Annotated in this window: 16 protein-coding genes; 7 read left to right on the plus strand and 9 right to left on the minus strand. The window is 40.7% G+C overall.

Annotation, left to right across the window (positions count from 1 at the left end; all coding sequences use genetic code 11):
* A complete protein-coding gene (locus tag BKM01_RS07935; RefSeq protein WP_072359359.1) occupies positions 1 to 504 on the minus strand; it encodes an amino acid-binding protein in 504 nt (167 codons plus the stop codon).
* Positions 505 to 784: 280 nt separating this feature from the next.
* On the opposite strand from BKM01_RS07935, the gene BKM01_RS07940 reads away from it, so the two are divergent.
* Positions 785 to 2,113, plus strand: a complete 1,329-nt coding sequence (locus BKM01_RS07940) for a homocitrate synthase/isopropylmalate synthase family protein (protein WP_072359361.1) — start codon at positions 785 to 787, stop codon at positions 2,111 to 2,113.
* Between the two features lie 33 nt (positions 2,114 to 2,146).
* On the opposite strand, the gene BKM01_RS07945 is transcribed toward BKM01_RS07940, so the two are convergent.
* Complete coding sequence (locus tag BKM01_RS07945) at positions 2,147 to 3,163, minus strand: isocitrate/isopropylmalate dehydrogenase family protein (RefSeq protein ID WP_072359363.1); 1,017 nt, start codon at positions 3,161 to 3,163, stop codon at positions 2,147 to 2,149.
* 199 nt (positions 3,164 to 3,362) lie between these two features.
* Between BKM01_RS07945 and BKM01_RS07950 the strand changes: the two genes are divergently transcribed.
* Positions 3,363 to 4,205, plus strand: coding sequence for a TatD family hydrolase (locus BKM01_RS07950; RefSeq protein WP_072359365.1), 843 nt, complete (start codon positions 3,363 to 3,365; stop codon positions 4,203 to 4,205).
* A gap of 84 nt (positions 4,206 to 4,289) precedes the next feature.
* Entirely contained in the window at positions 4,290 to 4,586 is a 297-nt protein-coding gene (locus BKM01_RS07955; RefSeq protein ID WP_072359367.1) for a carboxymuconolactone decarboxylase family protein, read from the plus strand.
* Between the two features lie 27 nt (positions 4,587 to 4,613).
* Here the strand turns inward: BKM01_RS07955 and BKM01_RS07960 are convergent, their stop codons facing one another.
* The gene (locus tag BKM01_RS07960; protein ID WP_072359369.1) at positions 4,614 to 5,042 is read right to left on the minus strand and encodes a desulfoferrodoxin family protein; all 429 of its coding nucleotides are present in this window, start codon (positions 5,040 to 5,042) and stop codon (positions 4,614 to 4,616) included.
* Between the two features lie 39 nt (positions 5,043 to 5,081).
* Entirely contained in the window at positions 5,082 to 6,107 is a 1,026-nt protein-coding gene (locus BKM01_RS07965) for a DUF21 domain-containing protein (RefSeq protein ID WP_072359371.1), read from the minus strand.
* Positions 6,108 to 6,876: 769 nt separating this feature from the next.
* Between BKM01_RS07965 and BKM01_RS07970 the strand changes: the two genes are divergently transcribed.
* Positions 6,877 to 7,080 (plus strand): DUF378 domain-containing protein, encoded by a 204-nt coding sequence (locus BKM01_RS07970; protein ID WP_072359373.1) that lies wholly within the window; start codon positions 6,877 to 6,879, stop codon positions 7,078 to 7,080.
* A 10-nt stretch (positions 7,081 to 7,090) separates the two neighbouring features.
* On the opposite strand, the gene BKM01_RS07975 is transcribed toward BKM01_RS07970, so the two are convergent.
* The gene (locus BKM01_RS07975) at positions 7,091 to 8,299 is read right to left on the minus strand and encodes a TolB family protein (RefSeq protein ID WP_072359376.1); all 1,209 of its coding nucleotides are present in this window, start codon (positions 8,297 to 8,299) and stop codon (positions 7,091 to 7,093) included.
* A gap of 2 nt (positions 8,300 to 8,301) precedes the next feature.
* Positions 8,302 to 8,496, minus strand: coding sequence for a hypothetical protein (locus BKM01_RS07980; RefSeq protein WP_072359378.1), 195 nt, complete (start codon positions 8,494 to 8,496; stop codon positions 8,302 to 8,304).
* A 195-nt stretch (positions 8,497 to 8,691) separates the two neighbouring features.
* Here BKM01_RS07980 and uvrA point away from each other — a divergent pair, with 195 nt between their 5' ends.
* Both uvrA and BKM01_RS07990 read left to right on the plus strand, forming a co-directional pair.
* Positions 8,692 to 11,517, plus strand: coding sequence for an excinuclease ABC subunit UvrA (uvrA, locus tag BKM01_RS07985; protein ID WP_072359380.1), 2,826 nt, complete (start codon positions 8,692 to 8,694; stop codon positions 11,515 to 11,517).
* A gap of 86 nt (positions 11,518 to 11,603) precedes the next feature.
* Complete coding sequence (locus tag BKM01_RS07990) at positions 11,604 to 11,789, plus strand: hypothetical protein (protein WP_013037058.1); 186 nt, start codon at positions 11,604 to 11,606, stop codon at positions 11,787 to 11,789.
* A gap of 5 nt (positions 11,790 to 11,794) precedes the next feature.
* On the opposite strand, the gene BKM01_RS07995 is transcribed toward BKM01_RS07990, so the two are convergent.
* Positions 11,795 to 12,382 (minus strand): FmdE family protein, encoded by a 588-nt coding sequence (locus tag BKM01_RS07995; RefSeq protein ID WP_072359382.1) that lies wholly within the window; start codon positions 12,380 to 12,382, stop codon positions 11,795 to 11,797.
* A gap of 8 nt (positions 12,383 to 12,390) precedes the next feature.
* Positions 12,391 to 13,734, minus strand: a complete 1,344-nt coding sequence (gene purB / locus BKM01_RS08000) for an adenylosuccinate lyase (RefSeq protein ID WP_072359384.1) — start codon at positions 13,732 to 13,734, stop codon at positions 12,391 to 12,393.
* A 245-nt stretch (positions 13,735 to 13,979) separates the two neighbouring features.
* On the opposite strand from purB, the gene BKM01_RS08005 reads away from it, so the two are divergent.
* Entirely contained in the window at positions 13,980 to 14,795 is an 816-nt protein-coding gene (locus BKM01_RS08005; RefSeq protein WP_072359386.1) for an FTR1 family iron permease, read from the plus strand.
* Between the two features lie 35 nt (positions 14,796 to 14,830).
* On the opposite strand, the gene BKM01_RS08010 is transcribed toward BKM01_RS08005, so the two are convergent.
* The gene (locus BKM01_RS08010) at positions 14,831 to 16,972 is read right to left on the minus strand and encodes a sensor histidine kinase (protein ID WP_084006274.1); all 2,142 of its coding nucleotides are present in this window, start codon (positions 16,970 to 16,972) and stop codon (positions 14,831 to 14,833) included.
* Positions 16,973 to 16,990 lie beyond the last annotated feature (18 nt).

Raw genomic sequence — 16,990 nt, forward strand, 5'->3', positions numbered from 1 at the left:
TCAGTATATACTGACCCCTTTTACACTTTCTATGTTAAGGATTTCATTTACAGTATCTCCTGATATCTTTGAATCAGTGATAATTGTCATTTTAGCCTGATCGGTAAAATATGGATCATCTGAAACTGCCTGCCTTATACTGATACCATGTGCGGCAATCACGCCTGATACTTCTGAAAGAATACCTACTGTTGCCGCATCTTCAGGTGTAATTATTATTACTCCAAGTCCCAGTGCAGGAGCCACATCCCTTAAGAAAGGAATTGAACGCACATTCTGGAATATGTTTCGAAGGGTTTCATCTTCAAGTATTGTGTCGGTAGTTGCATCTACGACCCGACGGTCCACACCTGCCTCTTTTGCGAGCTGGGTATGTGCAATATCTATCTTACCGGAGGTCACTTTCCCATCCTTACTTACCTGAAAACCTCTTTCGAATAAAATTTTCAGTACCTTCTGTTGGGCAGGATGTTTTTCAAACATTTCAAGTAACATTTTCCACATGCAAATCACTATTCATTCAAATTATAAATAGAATTAAGTTCTTTTGTAGTTTGTAATCTCTTGGAATGTTTAGCCAGTAACTTTTTATTTTATTTTTGTATGTAGGAAGAAAGACATTTTAAGGATTAAATCCATCATATTACAACCTGATTTAATCGGTTAAATGTGCTTTTTACGAATAAAAAAATCCCTTTTAGGGGTTATACACAAATATTTTACAATGTGTAATTATTAAAATACGGTATTAGAATTATCATATTTGTATGGAAGGAGGTATTTTGTGAAGGTATACAAAGATTATGGAGATCTGCCAAAAATCAAGCTTCCTCTTGATCAGGAGGTTTGTATCAGTGATAGTACCATCAGGGATGGAGCCCAAATGCCGGGGATAGTCTTAAAAAGCGGCCACAAGGTTCGAATTTATGACTATCTGCACGAGATCGGTATTGAAAAACTGGAAACTTTCGTTTATAATGAAAGAGATCGCAAAGCCATCGACCTCATGCTTGACAGGGGTTATGAATTCCCTGAGGTTACGGGCTGGGCACGTGCAAAAACAGAAGACATAGATAAGGTACTGCAGATTGGCGGTCTCAATGAAACCGGTATATTGATGTCTGTCTCAGATGTCCACATTCTGGAAAAGATGGGATTGCCCAGCAGAGAAGCTGCCGAGGACAGGTATCTTGAAGCCCTTCAGTATGCAGTAGATCATGGCCTTGCTACCCGTGCTCATGTGGAAGACATGACCCGTGCTGATAATTATGGTTTTGTCTATCCAATGATTGAAAAGATAATGGAAATTGACCCGGAATGTACCATAAGGGTGTGCGACACCATCGGCTATGGAATACCTTTTGACGGAGTGGACGAACCCTATGGTATTCCCTCAATTACCAAATATCTCAAAGATGAGATTGGTGTTAAAAACATCGAAAGCCACTGCCATGATGATTTTGGTTTTGCTTTTACAAATTCGATGGCAGCTTACTGGTATGGTGCAAACTGGTCCAATGTAACATTTATGGGTATAGGTGAAAGGGCCGGAAATGCTGAAATGGAAAAATTGCTTTTGTTCCTGGATCAGCGGGTGGAAGGTTTTGATAAATATAATCTTGATGTCATAACTGAATTCTCTGAATTCATGCATAAAGAAATCGGTATACGTGTGCCTCGTAATAAAGCCGTGGTTGGTAAGAATGTATTCTCCCACGAGTCAGGTATACATGCTGCCGGTGCTATTAAGAATCCTTTCACATACGAACCATATCCACCGGAGGTTGTGGGTGGAGAACGTATATTCCTCGTAGGTGATTCTTCAGGCACCGAGGTCTTAAGGTATAAGATTCAGGAAACCCTGAGGGAATTGCTTGATGTACAGATCACTGTGGAGAAAAAGGATCCCAGACTTAAATCCATACAGAAGGATATCCAGGCACTCTATGACAACGAAAAGCGTGTATCCTGTATCTCTGATGAGGAAATCCAGGGTTATGTCGAGAAATACTTCCTGTTTGAGCCAGTTGTAGAAAAGAATATGAGCCGGGAAAGTGCCTATTCTGGTGAATATGTACCAGATCCTCTTTCAAGAAAGAAGAAGGATGTATAAGGTAATTATTAACCTTATACATATTTACTGTTTTTATTTAATTTTGCTGACAATAGCATCTGTCATTTCACTGAGTTTTGCACTGCCGCCCATATCGTAAGTTACATACTTACCTTCGGAAATGACTTCTTCGGTTGCTTTGAAAATAGCATTTGCATTGTCTTTTTCTCCGAGATAGTCAAGCATCCAGGCACCGGCAAGAATTGTTGCAACAGGATTTACTTTATCTTCTCCTGCGTATTTCGGTGCTGAGCCATGTGCAGGTTCAAACATTGCATAATTGTCCCCGATATTTGCGGAATATATCAGGCCGATACTTCCGATAAGAGCGGAGCATTCCTCACTGATAACATCCATGAACAGGTTTGTGGAAAGCAATACTTTCTTGTTGAAAAGCTGCGGGTTCTTGATAAGTTGCTGAGCAATATTGTCGATGTGGTATTCCCAGATGTCAATATCGGGATATTCTTTTCCTATGTTCTCGACTTCTTCAAGGAATGTTCCACATGTCTGTTTGAGAATGTTGCTCTTGTGGATTGGAACGACCGTATCATACCCACGTTTCTTTGCTTCTTCAAAGGCATACCTTGCAATGCTACGGCAGGCCGGTCGGGTGATCTTACGCAGTGCTATATACACATCATCCGTCAGTTTTACTTCTTCACCTATGTACATTCCTTCCGTTCCTTCACGTACGCATATAAAATCAACATCACCAAGGGGTGTGTTTGTGTTGGGGAATGTTTTTGTAGGTCGGACATTTGCGTAAAGATTGTATTTCTGTCTGATTGATACTGCGACACTTTTTGGAGAACCTGCACCTCCGGGGGTGGTAGTTGGTCCTTTGAAACAGGCATCGGAGTTTTCCAGTATTTCCCATGTCTCATCGGGAATAAGGGTATTTCCTCCGTTTTCCTCCCACCAGGCGGCACCGGCTTCACAGGGTACAAACTCCACATTCGTACCTGCTGCCTCTGCTACTTTAAGCATGGCATCGACAAGTTCCGGCCCGACTCCATCTCCTTTAATAACTGCTGCAGTTTTATTCATTTGAATCACTTCTATAATTAATTGTATTAATACGGCTATTGTGCCCCTTTAATGCCTCCATCATATATATTCTATCTGCCCAGTTGACCGCAGCAATAATGGTTATCCATTTTTGATGATGTCCAGATGTTTATTAGATTAATTGCGTTAATTTCATTTCCTGAGTATTTTTATATGGCAGGGAATCATACTTTCTTTCATGTCCCCAAACATTCCTATTACAGATGAACATATACATATTGACCCCCGGGCAAAGGGTATTGATGCTGTAAAGCAATTCCAGAATGCAGGGGGAACTCATATGATGGTGGTCTCCAAACCTACATGGACGCTTGGGGTCGAAGTTGTAAAACCCGATGACTATCGTGCTGTATTTGATGAAACTGTGGATATTGTCCGCCAGATCAATGAAATCGGGGTTGGTGCTTTTCCGGTGCTTGGCGTACATCCGGCAGAAATTACCAAACTCTGTGAAAGGATGGAACTTGAAAATGCCACCTCCCTTATGAAAGCAGGTCTGGAGATTGCATCTGAATATGTAAATGAAGGCCTTGCTGTGGGGTTGAAAAGCGGACGTCCTCATTATCCTGTCTCAGATGAGGTGTGGCAGGCTTCTAATTCAATAATGTCTCATGCTTTTGGCCTGGGCAAGGATCTGGGATGTGCTGTCCAGCTGCATACCGAAAGTGTAGGAGAAGCTGAGCTGGAGGACATTGCCAGCAGGGCAAAGAGTGTTGGTATCCCCCTGGATAAAGTTGTGAAACATTATGCACCTCCGCTTGTTGATGTCTGTGAAAGGATAGGCCTTTATCCTGGTGTACTTGCCGGCAAAGGAGCAATTGAAGAAGCCCTTAAGCAGGGTAGTCATTTCATGATGGAGACGGATTATATAGATGATCCGCAACGTCCCGGTGCAGTACTTGGTCCAAAAACCATTCCCCGTCGTACCCTGAAGCTTGTTGAAACCTACGGGGAAGAAGTTTTCTGGAAGGTTCATAAGGAGAATATCGAATCTGTTTATGAAGTGGATATTGAAATTTAAAGAGCTGGAATCATACCTGTATTAATTACAGTAGCAATAATTATCTATATTCTTGTTCGTTATTATCCTATCAGGAGATAATTAATGAAATTTCTTATCGATAAATTACCGGAAACTGCAAACGCATTTGCAGACATGCGTTCATCCCTTTTCAAGGATGGCGCCCTGGACACAAAGACAAAAGAGTTGATCGCTGTTTCCTCATCGGTCCTGATGAGGTGCGAAAAATGTGTAGAAATACATGCAAAACGTGCAAAGGATAATGGGGCAACAGAGGAGGAGATTGCAGAAGCAATTGCAGTCTCGATGTTTATTGCCGGTGGTTCGCAACTGCACTGGACCCGGAAATACGATCAGATATTTGAAAGTGTAAATGAATGAAACTTATGGTGTCATTGTAATTAAATTTTAGACTCCGAATCCTTCCTGCAAACATTTTTCTCGACGGCATCCGGCTGTTAAACGAAGTTCTTCTCTTATTTCAATGCAATTTTGCCATAATCCGTGAACATTGCAGTATGCAAGGGCGCAGAACTCTCTGTATTTGCCAAAATATACCAGTTTGAATAATGCATCAGGTGAAGTTCCCGGGGCGAAATTGACTCGTCCGATCTTGATCGTATTCAGCATTTTAGTGCGTGCATACAATTCAATCCATTGAATTTGATGCTGCAGCGAATTTGGATGTTTCATATTTCCCCCGACTACAACATGGATGTAATCCTTGCCGCTGTTGCCATAATTTTTTAGAACTTCAATAGAAGGTATGTGTCTTTCTTTTGATTGGTAGTCATATTTGTGTGACCTGTCATTTTTCATAATTTCCGATGGATCCATAATTTAGCCTGCTTGTTATATTTAAAAAGAGATAGTTTCTCAGAATGTTGTCTCCACTCTTCTTACAACTCCTCTGAGAAGCCTGGAAAGAATGTCTGACCCCGTCATGATTCTTTTTTCTTCATCTGTCCAGTAGATTATCACGTCCTGGTCAATAATATCTCCTTTATAATGCTCAGGATACAGCCTTAGTTTTGGAATTACTTCTTCTAGCCTGGTCTTTGGTGACATTACAATAACCGGCCTGTGACAATAATCTTCAGGATCAAGGGTTATGTTACCGTAGGCTAAATCTCTCAAAAGGTCATCACTGTTAAGTGTACGTATGGGATTTCCCTCTGGGTCCGTGATAATAATCCATTTTTTACCGGATTCGCTGATTTTTTTGAGGAAAGGATCTTCAAGGGTTTGTTTAAGTTCGGGGAACACCGGTTTCCTGTTTTTTGTAGGAAGGGATATGATACTTTTTGGGTCAATTGGGTTGCCTTCCTTTGTGATCTTTGTATCATCCATTGTCAAAAAATTAAGAGCTCCCTGTCCCTCTACACTTCCTATGTCTGATCTTGTGGATTGTATGTGTCTCTGGAGGACTTTTTTAAGGGACCTCTCTTTGAAGAACATTATTTCTTCTTTTCCCAGCCACCAGTCAAGCATTATTGCCGAAGGTTTTGCAAAAGGATAAAGGATTAATTGATACATCTTGACTAATGGAGTTAAATATGCTCCGGCTTTCAGGGCTTTTCTGGTGAAATATGCCTGGGGCATAATCTCACCAAAACAGGTTATTATTACAGTGGAGAATACAAATGCAGCAGTACCACCCATTATTGAACCTGTAAGCAGGGCAATAAGAACATTTACGGCAACGTTTCCCCATAATAAAGTTGTTAAAAGATAGTTGGAATCCCTTCGGATATCTAGTATTTTTCTTGCATCCTTATTGCCAGACTCGGCTTCAGTTTCCAATCCCAGCCTGCTCAATCCGAAAAGTCCAATGGTAAGGCCGGAAAACATTGCCGATTGACTGACAAAAAATAAAAGTAGAATCCATGTTATGATTTCCATATTTTGCTTCCACTACAGTTGTGTGACAATATATTTATATCTACTTGAAACTTTGACTGTCGGAATATTGTGGTATTGTTCTCAATTTGTATTATCGAACCGTTTATGCATGATGTAACTTCCTGTCACAACATATGCCATTAATTATTATAGAAGGGGAATTGTTTCAATTTTGATTGGGATATGTTTGCCTGAACACTAATCTTTGCTATGTACCCTTACATTTACTTTTATTTGTGGATTTGGTACTTTTACTTTATGGGCATCTGTGATATTATTGTCCTGAATGATCTTGAATATAAATTTGCCTTTCGATTTATACAGTGTTACCCATCACGGTCTTTCCTTAGAGATGTCCGTTTTGCTTTCTAATTTGTATTTTTCATTTGTTATGAATATATTTTTTGGGTCAAAAGTTTCGATTACTGCGGTATGCTTTATAGCATCTTGATCATGGACTGTAAATAAAGATCGGGATATACCTGTATATAAAGGGAGTCAGGACAATGAATCTTATTCAAAGGAAACGTGCTGAAAATCCTGTAACAACAATGAATTTTAGATTTTATTAGTTCACCTGTAAATATAAAAATGTTGTATTATCATCCTCAAGTTTATTTTTTGCTCATTGAAAGGCAAATATATTATTGACATTTTTTATTTGAGATTTATATATTATCTTCTATTATTTATAAGGGCAAAAGTTATAATACTTTTTAATGTAATATTCATGTGCCTATATGAAATAGGTTTTGAGTGAGGGTAAAATATGACCGAGAAAACACCATTAGACTGGATAGCAATTGCTCTTGTAGTAATTGGAGGCTTGAATTGGGGATTGTTTGGTATATCACAGGACTATAACCTGGTAGAACTTATCTTTGGATATAGTGCAATCGCACGGGTAGTCTACATTCTTGTAGGACTGGCAGCCCTGTATATGATATACTTTGCAAGCAAGGACCACCAGTAATTTGGTGGCCTTATTTTTTATGCATGATGAAAAGTGCATACAGCATAATTATGCTTTCCAAAAGCCCGAATGAAGGTGATTTTTCCGGCATCTTTGTACTATCGGGAAGGCTTTTATCATCCAGTTCTATCATTGAAATCGAACGTCTTTTGTTTTTTGCTGATGTATAAGCAATTTTGTTTCCTTCCGGTGACCACTGTGGCATAAACCCTCTCCCGATTTGCAGTTTTTCATTTCCTTTATGGTCAGTTATCCATATTCCGTACTCTCCGATATCTCCGTAATTAAATACGATTTTATCTGCGTCAGGTGACCATACAGGAAATGAATGGGCCTTGTAGTATCCTGAATCGTTGGTTATTTTTCTTTGATTGCTACCATCAGCATTCATAACCCACAAGCTTGTAGTGTGATTATTATTCGTTTTAACATATGCAATTTCATCCCCCTCCGGCGACCAGGCAATGTCATATGCTTTTCCTTCGAAAATCCGGGATTTTTCTGAACCGTCACTTTCCATAATCCAGATGCCTTCAGTTTCCGGATTATTCGAAACGTAAGCAATGATGTTCCCTTCTGGTTGCCATTGTGGTTCAAGATAGGGGCCATTGCTATCAGTGAGTCTAATATTTTCGCTACCATCGGAGTTTATTATCCATATATCTGAGTCCTTGCAGATATTTGATTTATTCAACATTCGTTGTTTTGTCCCATCTTCTTTTTCTACCATATCCCATATATCACCGTTTTCAGAAGATGCAGATACATAAACAATTTTAGAGCCGTCAGGACCCCAGTCGGCTTCCCATCCCCTCAGGCCCAGCAGGTAGTTTTCCAGAAAGACTCCTTCAGTTAGTTTCTTTTTGCCAGAACCGTCTGGATGCATCGTCCATAATTCATAGTTCCCTGTCAGATTTGATATATAGAGTAACAGATCTCCTTCAGGAGACCAGGGGTCAAAGAAAAAACCTCCGCTTTCATTTTCAGAAGTTAGTTTTTCTTTATCCATTCCACCTTCTCTTGATAAGCAGCCACTTAGATTTTCCAGTGAATTACCTGTGCTTGAAGAATAGGCGATATAGGTCCCATCGGGTGACCAGTACGGAGCAAAAGTGTTTGTGGAATTTTCAATTGCAAATGTATTCTCGTCTGCATTACAGGGACTTGCAATAAAAAATAATACCATGGTGGTGAAACAAAGAATATATTTCATACTCATTTTCATGCTTCCGGTACACAGTAAAAAAATGTATTGCCTGATTCCAGTACAATTCCAGAAATCTGAGCGACACACCAAACCTGTGTTGCTTCGATGTAACGGCTTCCGTCTTCTCTTTCATATAATGATGCTGTTACTTCCAAATCTGCATTTGTACTGTTAGAACCAGATGTACATGTAGTTAATTTTGTTGTCATTCATGAAACTCCTTTGTCTTATATGGGTATAAATTACTAAGTGTATACTATATAAATTAATTGCTCATATATTTTATTTTACTTCCAGATTTCCACATTGATTCACAATGTCTGATAGCAAACCTTTAATCCTCCCAGACAATATTCTCTTCCCCAAAACCAATCTAAAACAATCCTTTTAATTTTTCAGGACACATGTCTCTCAAAAATATAATGATAAAGGGTGCCAAAGAGCACAACTTAAAGAATATTGATGTAGTGTTGCCGAGGGATAAATTAATCGTAATTACGGGTTTAAGTGGCTCGGGCAAGTCATCTCTTGCTTTTGATACGATCTATGCCGAAGGCCAGCGTCGCTATGTTGAATCGCTTTCATCATATGCCCGGCAATTCCTGGGGCAGATGGAAAAACCCGATGTGGAATACATTGAAGGTCTCTCTCCTGCCATTTCAATCGAACAGAAAACCACCAGCAAGAATCCCCGCTCCACCGTGGGTACCGTTACCGAGATATACGATTACCTGAGATTGCTGTTTGCCCGTATAGGGGCTCGCCACTGTCCGGATTGTGGGCGTGCCATCGAACCCCAGAGTGTTGACCAGATTGTGGACAACATAATGAAATTCCCTGCAAAAAGCAAACTTCATATCCTGGCGCCTGTTGTCCGGGAGCGTAAAGGTGAATACAGGAAGCTGCTTGCTGATATACTTTCTGACGGTTATTCCCGTGCACGTGTGGATGGGGAGATTATCCGGCTCGATGAAGCTGATTCCCTGGAACTGGGGCGCTACAATAAACATAACATAGAGATTGTGGTTGACAGGCTTTCCATCAAAGAAGGAATTGAAGAGCGTCTCTCTGATTCTGTGGAACAGGCCCTTGCCAGAAGTGGCGGGATTGTTATAGCTGATGTTGTGGATGGCGATGAATTCGTATTTAGCGAAAAACTTGCCTGTCCACACTGTGGAACTGGATTTGAAGAACTGGAACCTGCCATGTTTTCCTTTAACAGCCCACAGGGAGCATGTGATGTATGTCATGGCCTGGGTACTTCAATGGAATTCGATCCTGACCTGATAATTCCTGACAGGTCTCTGTCTCTCAATGAAGGAGCAGTTGAACCGTGGGGTACGAGAAAAGATGGCTATTACATGCAGTCTCTCCAGTCTCTTGCTGATCATTTCGGATTTTCTATGGATGCTCCTTTTGAAGATCTGGAGCCACAGTACCAGAATATGATTCTCTATGGCACGGCCACCAAAGTCCCGATGGTCCATACCGGTAAAGGTGGAGGGATCTGGAAACGCAACAGTCGTTTTAAAGGTGTTATTGCTGCCATTTCCAAGATATACAATCGTACAGATTCAGAAAATACCAAGGACCGGCTAAAACGGTATATAAGCACCAAACCATGTCCGTCCTGTGAAGGTGAAAGGCTCAAACCAGCCAGTCTGTCTGTTTTCATAGACGGGTTCAATATAATCCAGACAACTCATATGTCAATTGAGGATTGTCTTCACTTCTTTGAAAAACTGGAACTTCATTTGGACCAGCGGGAATTTACCATAGCCCGCCTGATATTGAAGGAAATTAAATCCAGGCTGGGCTTTTTGGTTGATGTGGGTCTGGATTATCTTACTTTGAGTCGTTCAGCATCTACTCTTTCCGGAGGGGAAGCCCAGCGTATCCGTCTTGCCACCCAGATAGGCTCCAGTTTGATGGGGGTACTGTACATTCTGGATGAACCGAGTATTGGTTTGCATCAGCGGGATAATCTCAGGCTTATCAACACTCTCAAACACTTACGTGATATCGGTAACACCGTTATTGTTGTGGAGCATGATGAAGAAACAATAATGAGTGCCGATCATGTTGTGGATATGGGGCCCGGCGCCGGTATTCATGGGGGTGGTCTGGTAGCGGAGGGAACTCCTGTGGAAATTATGCAAAACCCGGATTCTCTCACAGGGAAATACCTTGAGAGGAAACTAAAGATTTCGGTTCCGTCGCAAAGGCGTACTCCTGAGGGTTTCATAAAATTGATAGGAGCTGGTGAAAACAATCTCAAGGAAATTGATGTGGAATTTCCTCTTTCTGTAATGATATGTGTAACCGGGGTTTCAGGATCAGGTAAAAGTACACTTATCAATGAAACCCTGAATAAAGTGTTAGCCCGCAAACTCAATCGTGCCAGGGAGAGAACCGGCAAATATTCCACTATTGAAGGTCTTGAAAATGTTGACAAGGTAATTACAATAGACCAGTCTCCCATTGGCAGGACTCCCAGGTCCAATCCGGCTACCTATACCAATCTCTTCACACCCATACGTGAATTATTTGCCCAGACAAAACTTTCCAAGTCCCGCGGCTATAAACCCGGTCGTTTCAGTTTCAATGTACGTGGAGGCCGTTGTGAGACCTGTGGCGGGGAGGGAATAATCACCATTGAAATGCACTTTTTGCCCGATGTTTATGTGCCCTGTGAGGTCTGTCATGGCAAAAGGTACAACAGGGAAACCCTTGAGGTAACTTATAAGGATAAAAGCATAGCCGATGTACTGGATATGACCGTGGAAGAGGCTCTTGGTTTTTTTGCAAACGTTCCAAAAATAAAACGTAAATTACAGACGCTTTTTGACGTTGGTCTGGGCTACATCAAACTTGGCCAGTCTTCAACCACGCTTTCCGGAGGAGAAGCCCAGCGTGTCAAACTTGCTACTGAACTGAGTAAACGCTCTACCGGTAAAACGGTCTATATCCTTGATGAACCAACCACGGGGTTGCATTTTGATGATGTCAGGAAGTTACTTGAAGTACTCCAGCGCCTCGTTGAGGGGGGAAATACAGTAATTGTTATAGAGCACAATCTGGATGTTATCAAGGTTGCAGATTGGATTATTGACCTTGGTCCTGAAGGTGGAGAAGGTGGAGGACTTGTTGTTGCAGAAGGGGTTCCTGAAAATGTGGCAAAGGTTGAAGGTTCCTATACCGGTGAATTTTTGAAAAACATTCTCTCCTGAGAATTCGGGCACAAGGTTTATTTTCTTTCAGGAAAAAATTTACATGACCAATAATACTGGTCACCGGGTTTACCGGGGGTGTATGTATGGTAAGAAAAATCCGTTGCAAGAATATCAAGAATGACCTAGAATATCTCGGCGATATCATGTCACATCAGGAAGGCAGGGAGCCAACTCCTGATGTGGCTAGGTTTAAAACCCAGGTAGAATATAAGAAGACACTATGCAAAATACTAAGGAATGAAAAAGAGAAGGAAGAGCTTGATCGCTAATTCCTTCAGATATCATATTTTTCAAAACATGGAAGGCAGTAATAGTTGCCGTTCATAACTCTTGCCCGGCTTTCCATCATTCCTTCGCCGCATTCGCTGCAGATGAGGGTTTGGAAAACAACTGCCTTTTCAGGTGGCTTTATTTCGATTTCCTCAATTTTGAAAAGCTCTTCAAGAGGCATTTTCAGGACATCATGGGATTTTTCTTCATGTTTTTGCTTGAACAGTTTCTTTTCCTCTTCTGTAGCACTGCCTTCCCTTATCTTTGGAAACAGCTTCTGATGTTCTTCATCATTTTTCATCCCATCAGGTTTCAACACAAGCCGCAGAGCTTTATCATTTCCCCGATTGAAGAAAGTGTATACATGTTTACCGAAATCACGGTATATCAGATTACCTTTCCCGAAGGTGCATCCATTGACCACCTGTATGGCATCCACAGAACATGACTTGTTTTCAACGATGCACACGAGCTCTTCATCTTCTGACCTTATATTTTTGAAATGTTCCTCTGCTGTTTTTGCAGCCCTGAACCCCAGAGATAATCCGGGACAAAGATGGCCGTGGAACTTTATTGCGTCTTCAATTTCCATTAAACCCCTCACAGGTATTGTTTTCTTAATTTTTCAACTGTAATTTCAACTTGCTTAACTGCGGTACCGGTATATCGGTAAGGATCAACAAGTTTCTCGACATCCTCTTCATTAAGATAGCCGGATACTTCTTTATTTGCGAGTAAAGTTTCACGCAGGTGTTTTCCGCTTTCGTGGGCCTGCATGGCAGCTGTACGTACTATCTCATGGGCTTCTTGTCTCCCGACACCTCTTTTTGCAAGTTCTATCATGACCGCTTCGCCCATATTAAGTCCTTTGAGCAATTCGAGGTTACGCTTTATGTTTTCCGGATAGAAGCGCAGATTATCGGTCACCCTGATGCCTAGTTTCAGGATGTGATCGGTCAGCACACACGTTTCCGGGAAAACAACCCTTTCACATGAAGAGTTTGTAAGATCCCTCTCGTCCCATAATGTATTATTCATAAGTTCAGGTTCAACCATGGAGCGTACAATTCTTGCAAGCCCGCAGATCTGTTCGGATTTGATGGGGTTGCGTTTATGGGGCATTGTAGAGGAACCTACCTGTTTTTTGCCGAAACTTTCTTCTACTTCTGCAAGTTCACTTCTCTGCAGTGTTCGTAATTCAACACCAATTTTATCCAGTGTTGTTACGACATTTGCCATCCACATGACAAATTCCGCATGACGGTCCCTCTGGATAATCTGGTTGGAGACATCCACACCTGTTATCCCAAGGTATTCCATCGCTTTTTTCTGGATTTCAATACCTTTCTCACCAAAAGCCGCCTGAGTGCCGACAGCCCCTGTCATTTGGCCTACTTCTACCCGGGGCTTGAGCTGTTCTAGTCTTTCGATATGCCTGCCAATCTCAGATGCCCAGATTGCAAAACGCAGGCCGTAAGTTGTTGGTACACCGATCTGTCCATGGGTTCTGCCTGCACATACAGTTTCTTTGTGTTCCTCAGCTTGACGCAAGAGCACTTCCAGTAGTTGTCTGATCTTTGGTTCCATTACTTCAATGGCGTCTTTTATCTGTAGACCGGTGGCTGTATCCAGCATATCGTTTGATGTTGCACCGAAATGTACCCATTTACTGGCATTTTCTTCACATTTTTCCGAGATGGCAAGCACAATTGCCATCATGTCATGATTGATCTCATCTTCGATTTCTTTGACCCTTTTGAGTTCTACATTTTCAATGCTTTGTTCTATTATTTTTGCAGCATCTTCAGGGATTAATCCAACATCAGCTTCTGCCTTTGCAAGGGCTGCCTCTGCTTTCATGATGCATTTTAAGCGATTCTCCTCACTCCAGACATGTTTCATTTCCTCGGTACCATATCGGTATTCTATAGGGTGGATGGCCATTGATATTCTCCTTTTGTGAATTGGATCAGTGCGTTAATTACAATGGCATACAGATTGTTTTTAATTATAATTATGTTTGGGTTTGTAACATTAATTCTTTGACATTGATCTGACGTTTAAAGGGCTGAATCTATGTCCATTATCCCCAGTTTCGATTTTAATACCGGCTATATTTACGGAAACCCTAACTTTTATATAGTTCACAACGTTAATTAGGAGTACCTAAATATTACAGGAGAACAAACATGCTGGAAAGTTTTATGATTACATTCAGGGAAGGTCTGGAAGCTCTTTTGATTGTGGGAGTTATTCTGGGTTACCTGGTACAAACAAACAGAGTTTATGTGAATAAGTATGTATATGCCGGTGTGGGTCTTGGTATTCTTGGCAGTTTGCTGGCTGCAGTGACCTTCAACATTCTTGCAATTGAATTTGAAGGCAGGAATGAGGCACTTTTTGAAGGAGTAGTGATGTTGCTTGCAGCTCTTGTGCTCACGTCAATGATCATATGGATGCTCAAAGAAAGCAGTAATATATCGGCAAATATACGCAAGAATGTAGATTCCAAAACTGAATATGGCTTGATGGGTCTGGCTTTTGTTTCTGTATTCAGAGAAGGTATTGAAACGGTACTCTTTATGGGTGCTGCGGCAATGAACACAGAAACAAGTACCGTTCTTTACGGCGGTTTGCTGGGACTGGCCACTTCTGCGGTCATAGCGTATCTGGTATTCAAATCCTCATACCACCTGAATCTGGGTATGTTTTTCAATCTTACCAGTGTTTTCCTGATACTCTTTGCTGCAGGACTCACTGCCCATGGTATTCATGAGCTCCAGGAAGCGGCTCTCATTCCGGTATTCAATGAGCATTTGTGGGACATTAACCACATATTAAGTGAGAATGGTATTGCAGGATCATTGCTGAAGTCCTTGTTCGGGTACAATGGGAACCCTTCATTGCTGGAAGTAGTTTCATACATTGGTTACTATGTAGCACTTGGTATTGGCATAAAAGGTTTGAATTCAAAGAGTAAAACCGGTACTGTGCAGACTACATAATGCTGTAAACATATATTCCGTCTGGAATATATTTTTTATTTACCGGGAATATCCTGTTGTGGAATTGTAAATATAAACGTGCTACCTTTTCCTTCTTCACTTTCAACCCGCACGTTTCCTCCATGCATTTCCACGTAATTTCTTACAAGAGCCAAACCCAGGCCTGTACCTTCATATCTTCTGTTTTTTGCAGAATAAATTTGCTTGAATGGTTCAAAGATCATTTCTTTTTTATCTTCAGGTATGCCAATTCCATTATCTTTTACCGATATACTTGCCTTTTTTTCTTCGGATTTGGCTGTGACAGATATTTTTCCTTTTTCTGCAGTGAATTTGATTGCATTGTTGAGAAGATTGTACATGACTTGTTTGAACATAATTATGTCTGCGTAGAGTAAATTATTTGCATTTTCACAATCAACAATGACTTCTATGTTTTTCTTTGAGGCGAGGGGTTTTATTAGCATTTTCACGTCATTGAGTGCTTTTTGCATGTCAAAATATTCTGCTTCAACTTCTTTTTTACCTGCTTCAACTCTTGAAATATCCAATATGTCATTGATGAGGTGTAATAGATTTTCTCCACTTTTTAAGATGTTCGATGCATATTTGTTTTGGGCATTGGTAAGTTCACTACCGGGAACTTCAAGAAGCATTTGAGAAAAACCGATAATTGAATTCAGGGGAGTTCTTAGTTCATGGCTCATGGTAGTCATAAACTCGGATTTAGTGCGGTCTGATTCTTCTGCTTTCATTTTTGCCTGTACGAGGACATTTTCGTTTTCTTTCCTTTCAGTAATATCCCTGGCTGAGCCAAGTGCTGCACACTGGCTTTCATATTTGATACTGCTTATTGCAATTTCTACCTGTCTTTTTTCACCGTTTTTAGTAACTATACAGGTTTCAAGAGTTGCAGGTGCATCCTTGCAGTCAGCTCTTCTTTGCATGATTTCCCTGATTTTTTCCTTTTCCTCAGGGTGCACCAGGTCAAGCACTTTCATATTGTCGATTTCCTCTCTTGTATAACCTGTAATTTCGCAGATTCTATCATTTACAAACAGAAACCGTTCTCCGCAATAGATGTAGACCATCTCATGGGTATTGTTTACAATTGCACGATATTTTTCCTCACTTTCACGCAGTATTTCTTCTGTTTTTTTCAGTTCCGAAATATTGTGTAACAGAATAAGTTTACCGAAAGGGTTTCCCTGTTTGTCGTCAAGTGGAGTAATATTGATATTATAGGTGCTTTTCAATCCATTTCTCCATATCTCCTGCTCTCTGGATACATTCCCGAAAAGATCATTTCTCTTTATTGTGTTGTTCGGGTCGGGAAACAGTTGTCCTATATCTTTGCCGAGAAAATTTTCTGTTTTGTTGCTGAATATCTTTTTTGCTGCAGGATTTATGTCCACTATACGTTCTTTATTGTCAACAACTATGATTCCGTCATTCATCTTTTCCATTAACTGGTCACGAGCCATAGGAACCAGGTCGAGGAATTTGAATTGGTGAAGGTTGAATGAAAGAATAAGTCCTGTAAGGGTAAATCCTATTATTGTAAGGTCCTGTCCAGGGAAAGGGCCTATGTCTAATAGGTATAATATGTTTCCTGCCCACGGAAATACAAGTGCAATGATAATCAATTCTAACTGCTGACGATATATTTTTCTGGAAGATTTTCCTGAAAACAATAATATCAGTGTGGCAACGAGCAATATCAGGTAGTTGTATGCTATCATTATCCAGAATCCCGGTCCATGACCATAAATAATAGTATTGAATGCAGGTGCCGGTGCAGGTGTATAACTTGTCCATATCAGGTTATGCCACTCGTTAGTTAATGTAAGGATGAATATGAAAGCTGGTATCGTACAAAGCAAAGCAATATTTTTTCTGGTAAGCCATTTTTCCATTTTTGTATATTGAATTGCAAAAACAAAAAGTAATAATGGTGCTGTCAGTGATCCTATGTAACAAACCTTTGACCAGAAGATTTTTGCAGGTAAACTTGTAACAATTGATTCAAATGCTCCGCAAAGCTGCCATTCTATAATTGCAAGCATCAGAAGAAAAAGGGTGTTTCCTCCTGTGGAGGTACGTCTATACCATACTGTCAATGCTACAAAAGCGGATATAATCGTTGATACTAATAATATTAGAGCATAGGGAGTCATTTGTAAAGTGATAAGTAC

The sequence above is a fragment of the Methanohalophilus portucalensis genome (genome assembly GCF_002761295.1).
GTDB lineage: Archaea > Halobacteriota > Methanosarcinia > Methanosarcinales > Methanosarcinaceae > Methanohalophilus > Methanohalophilus portucalensis.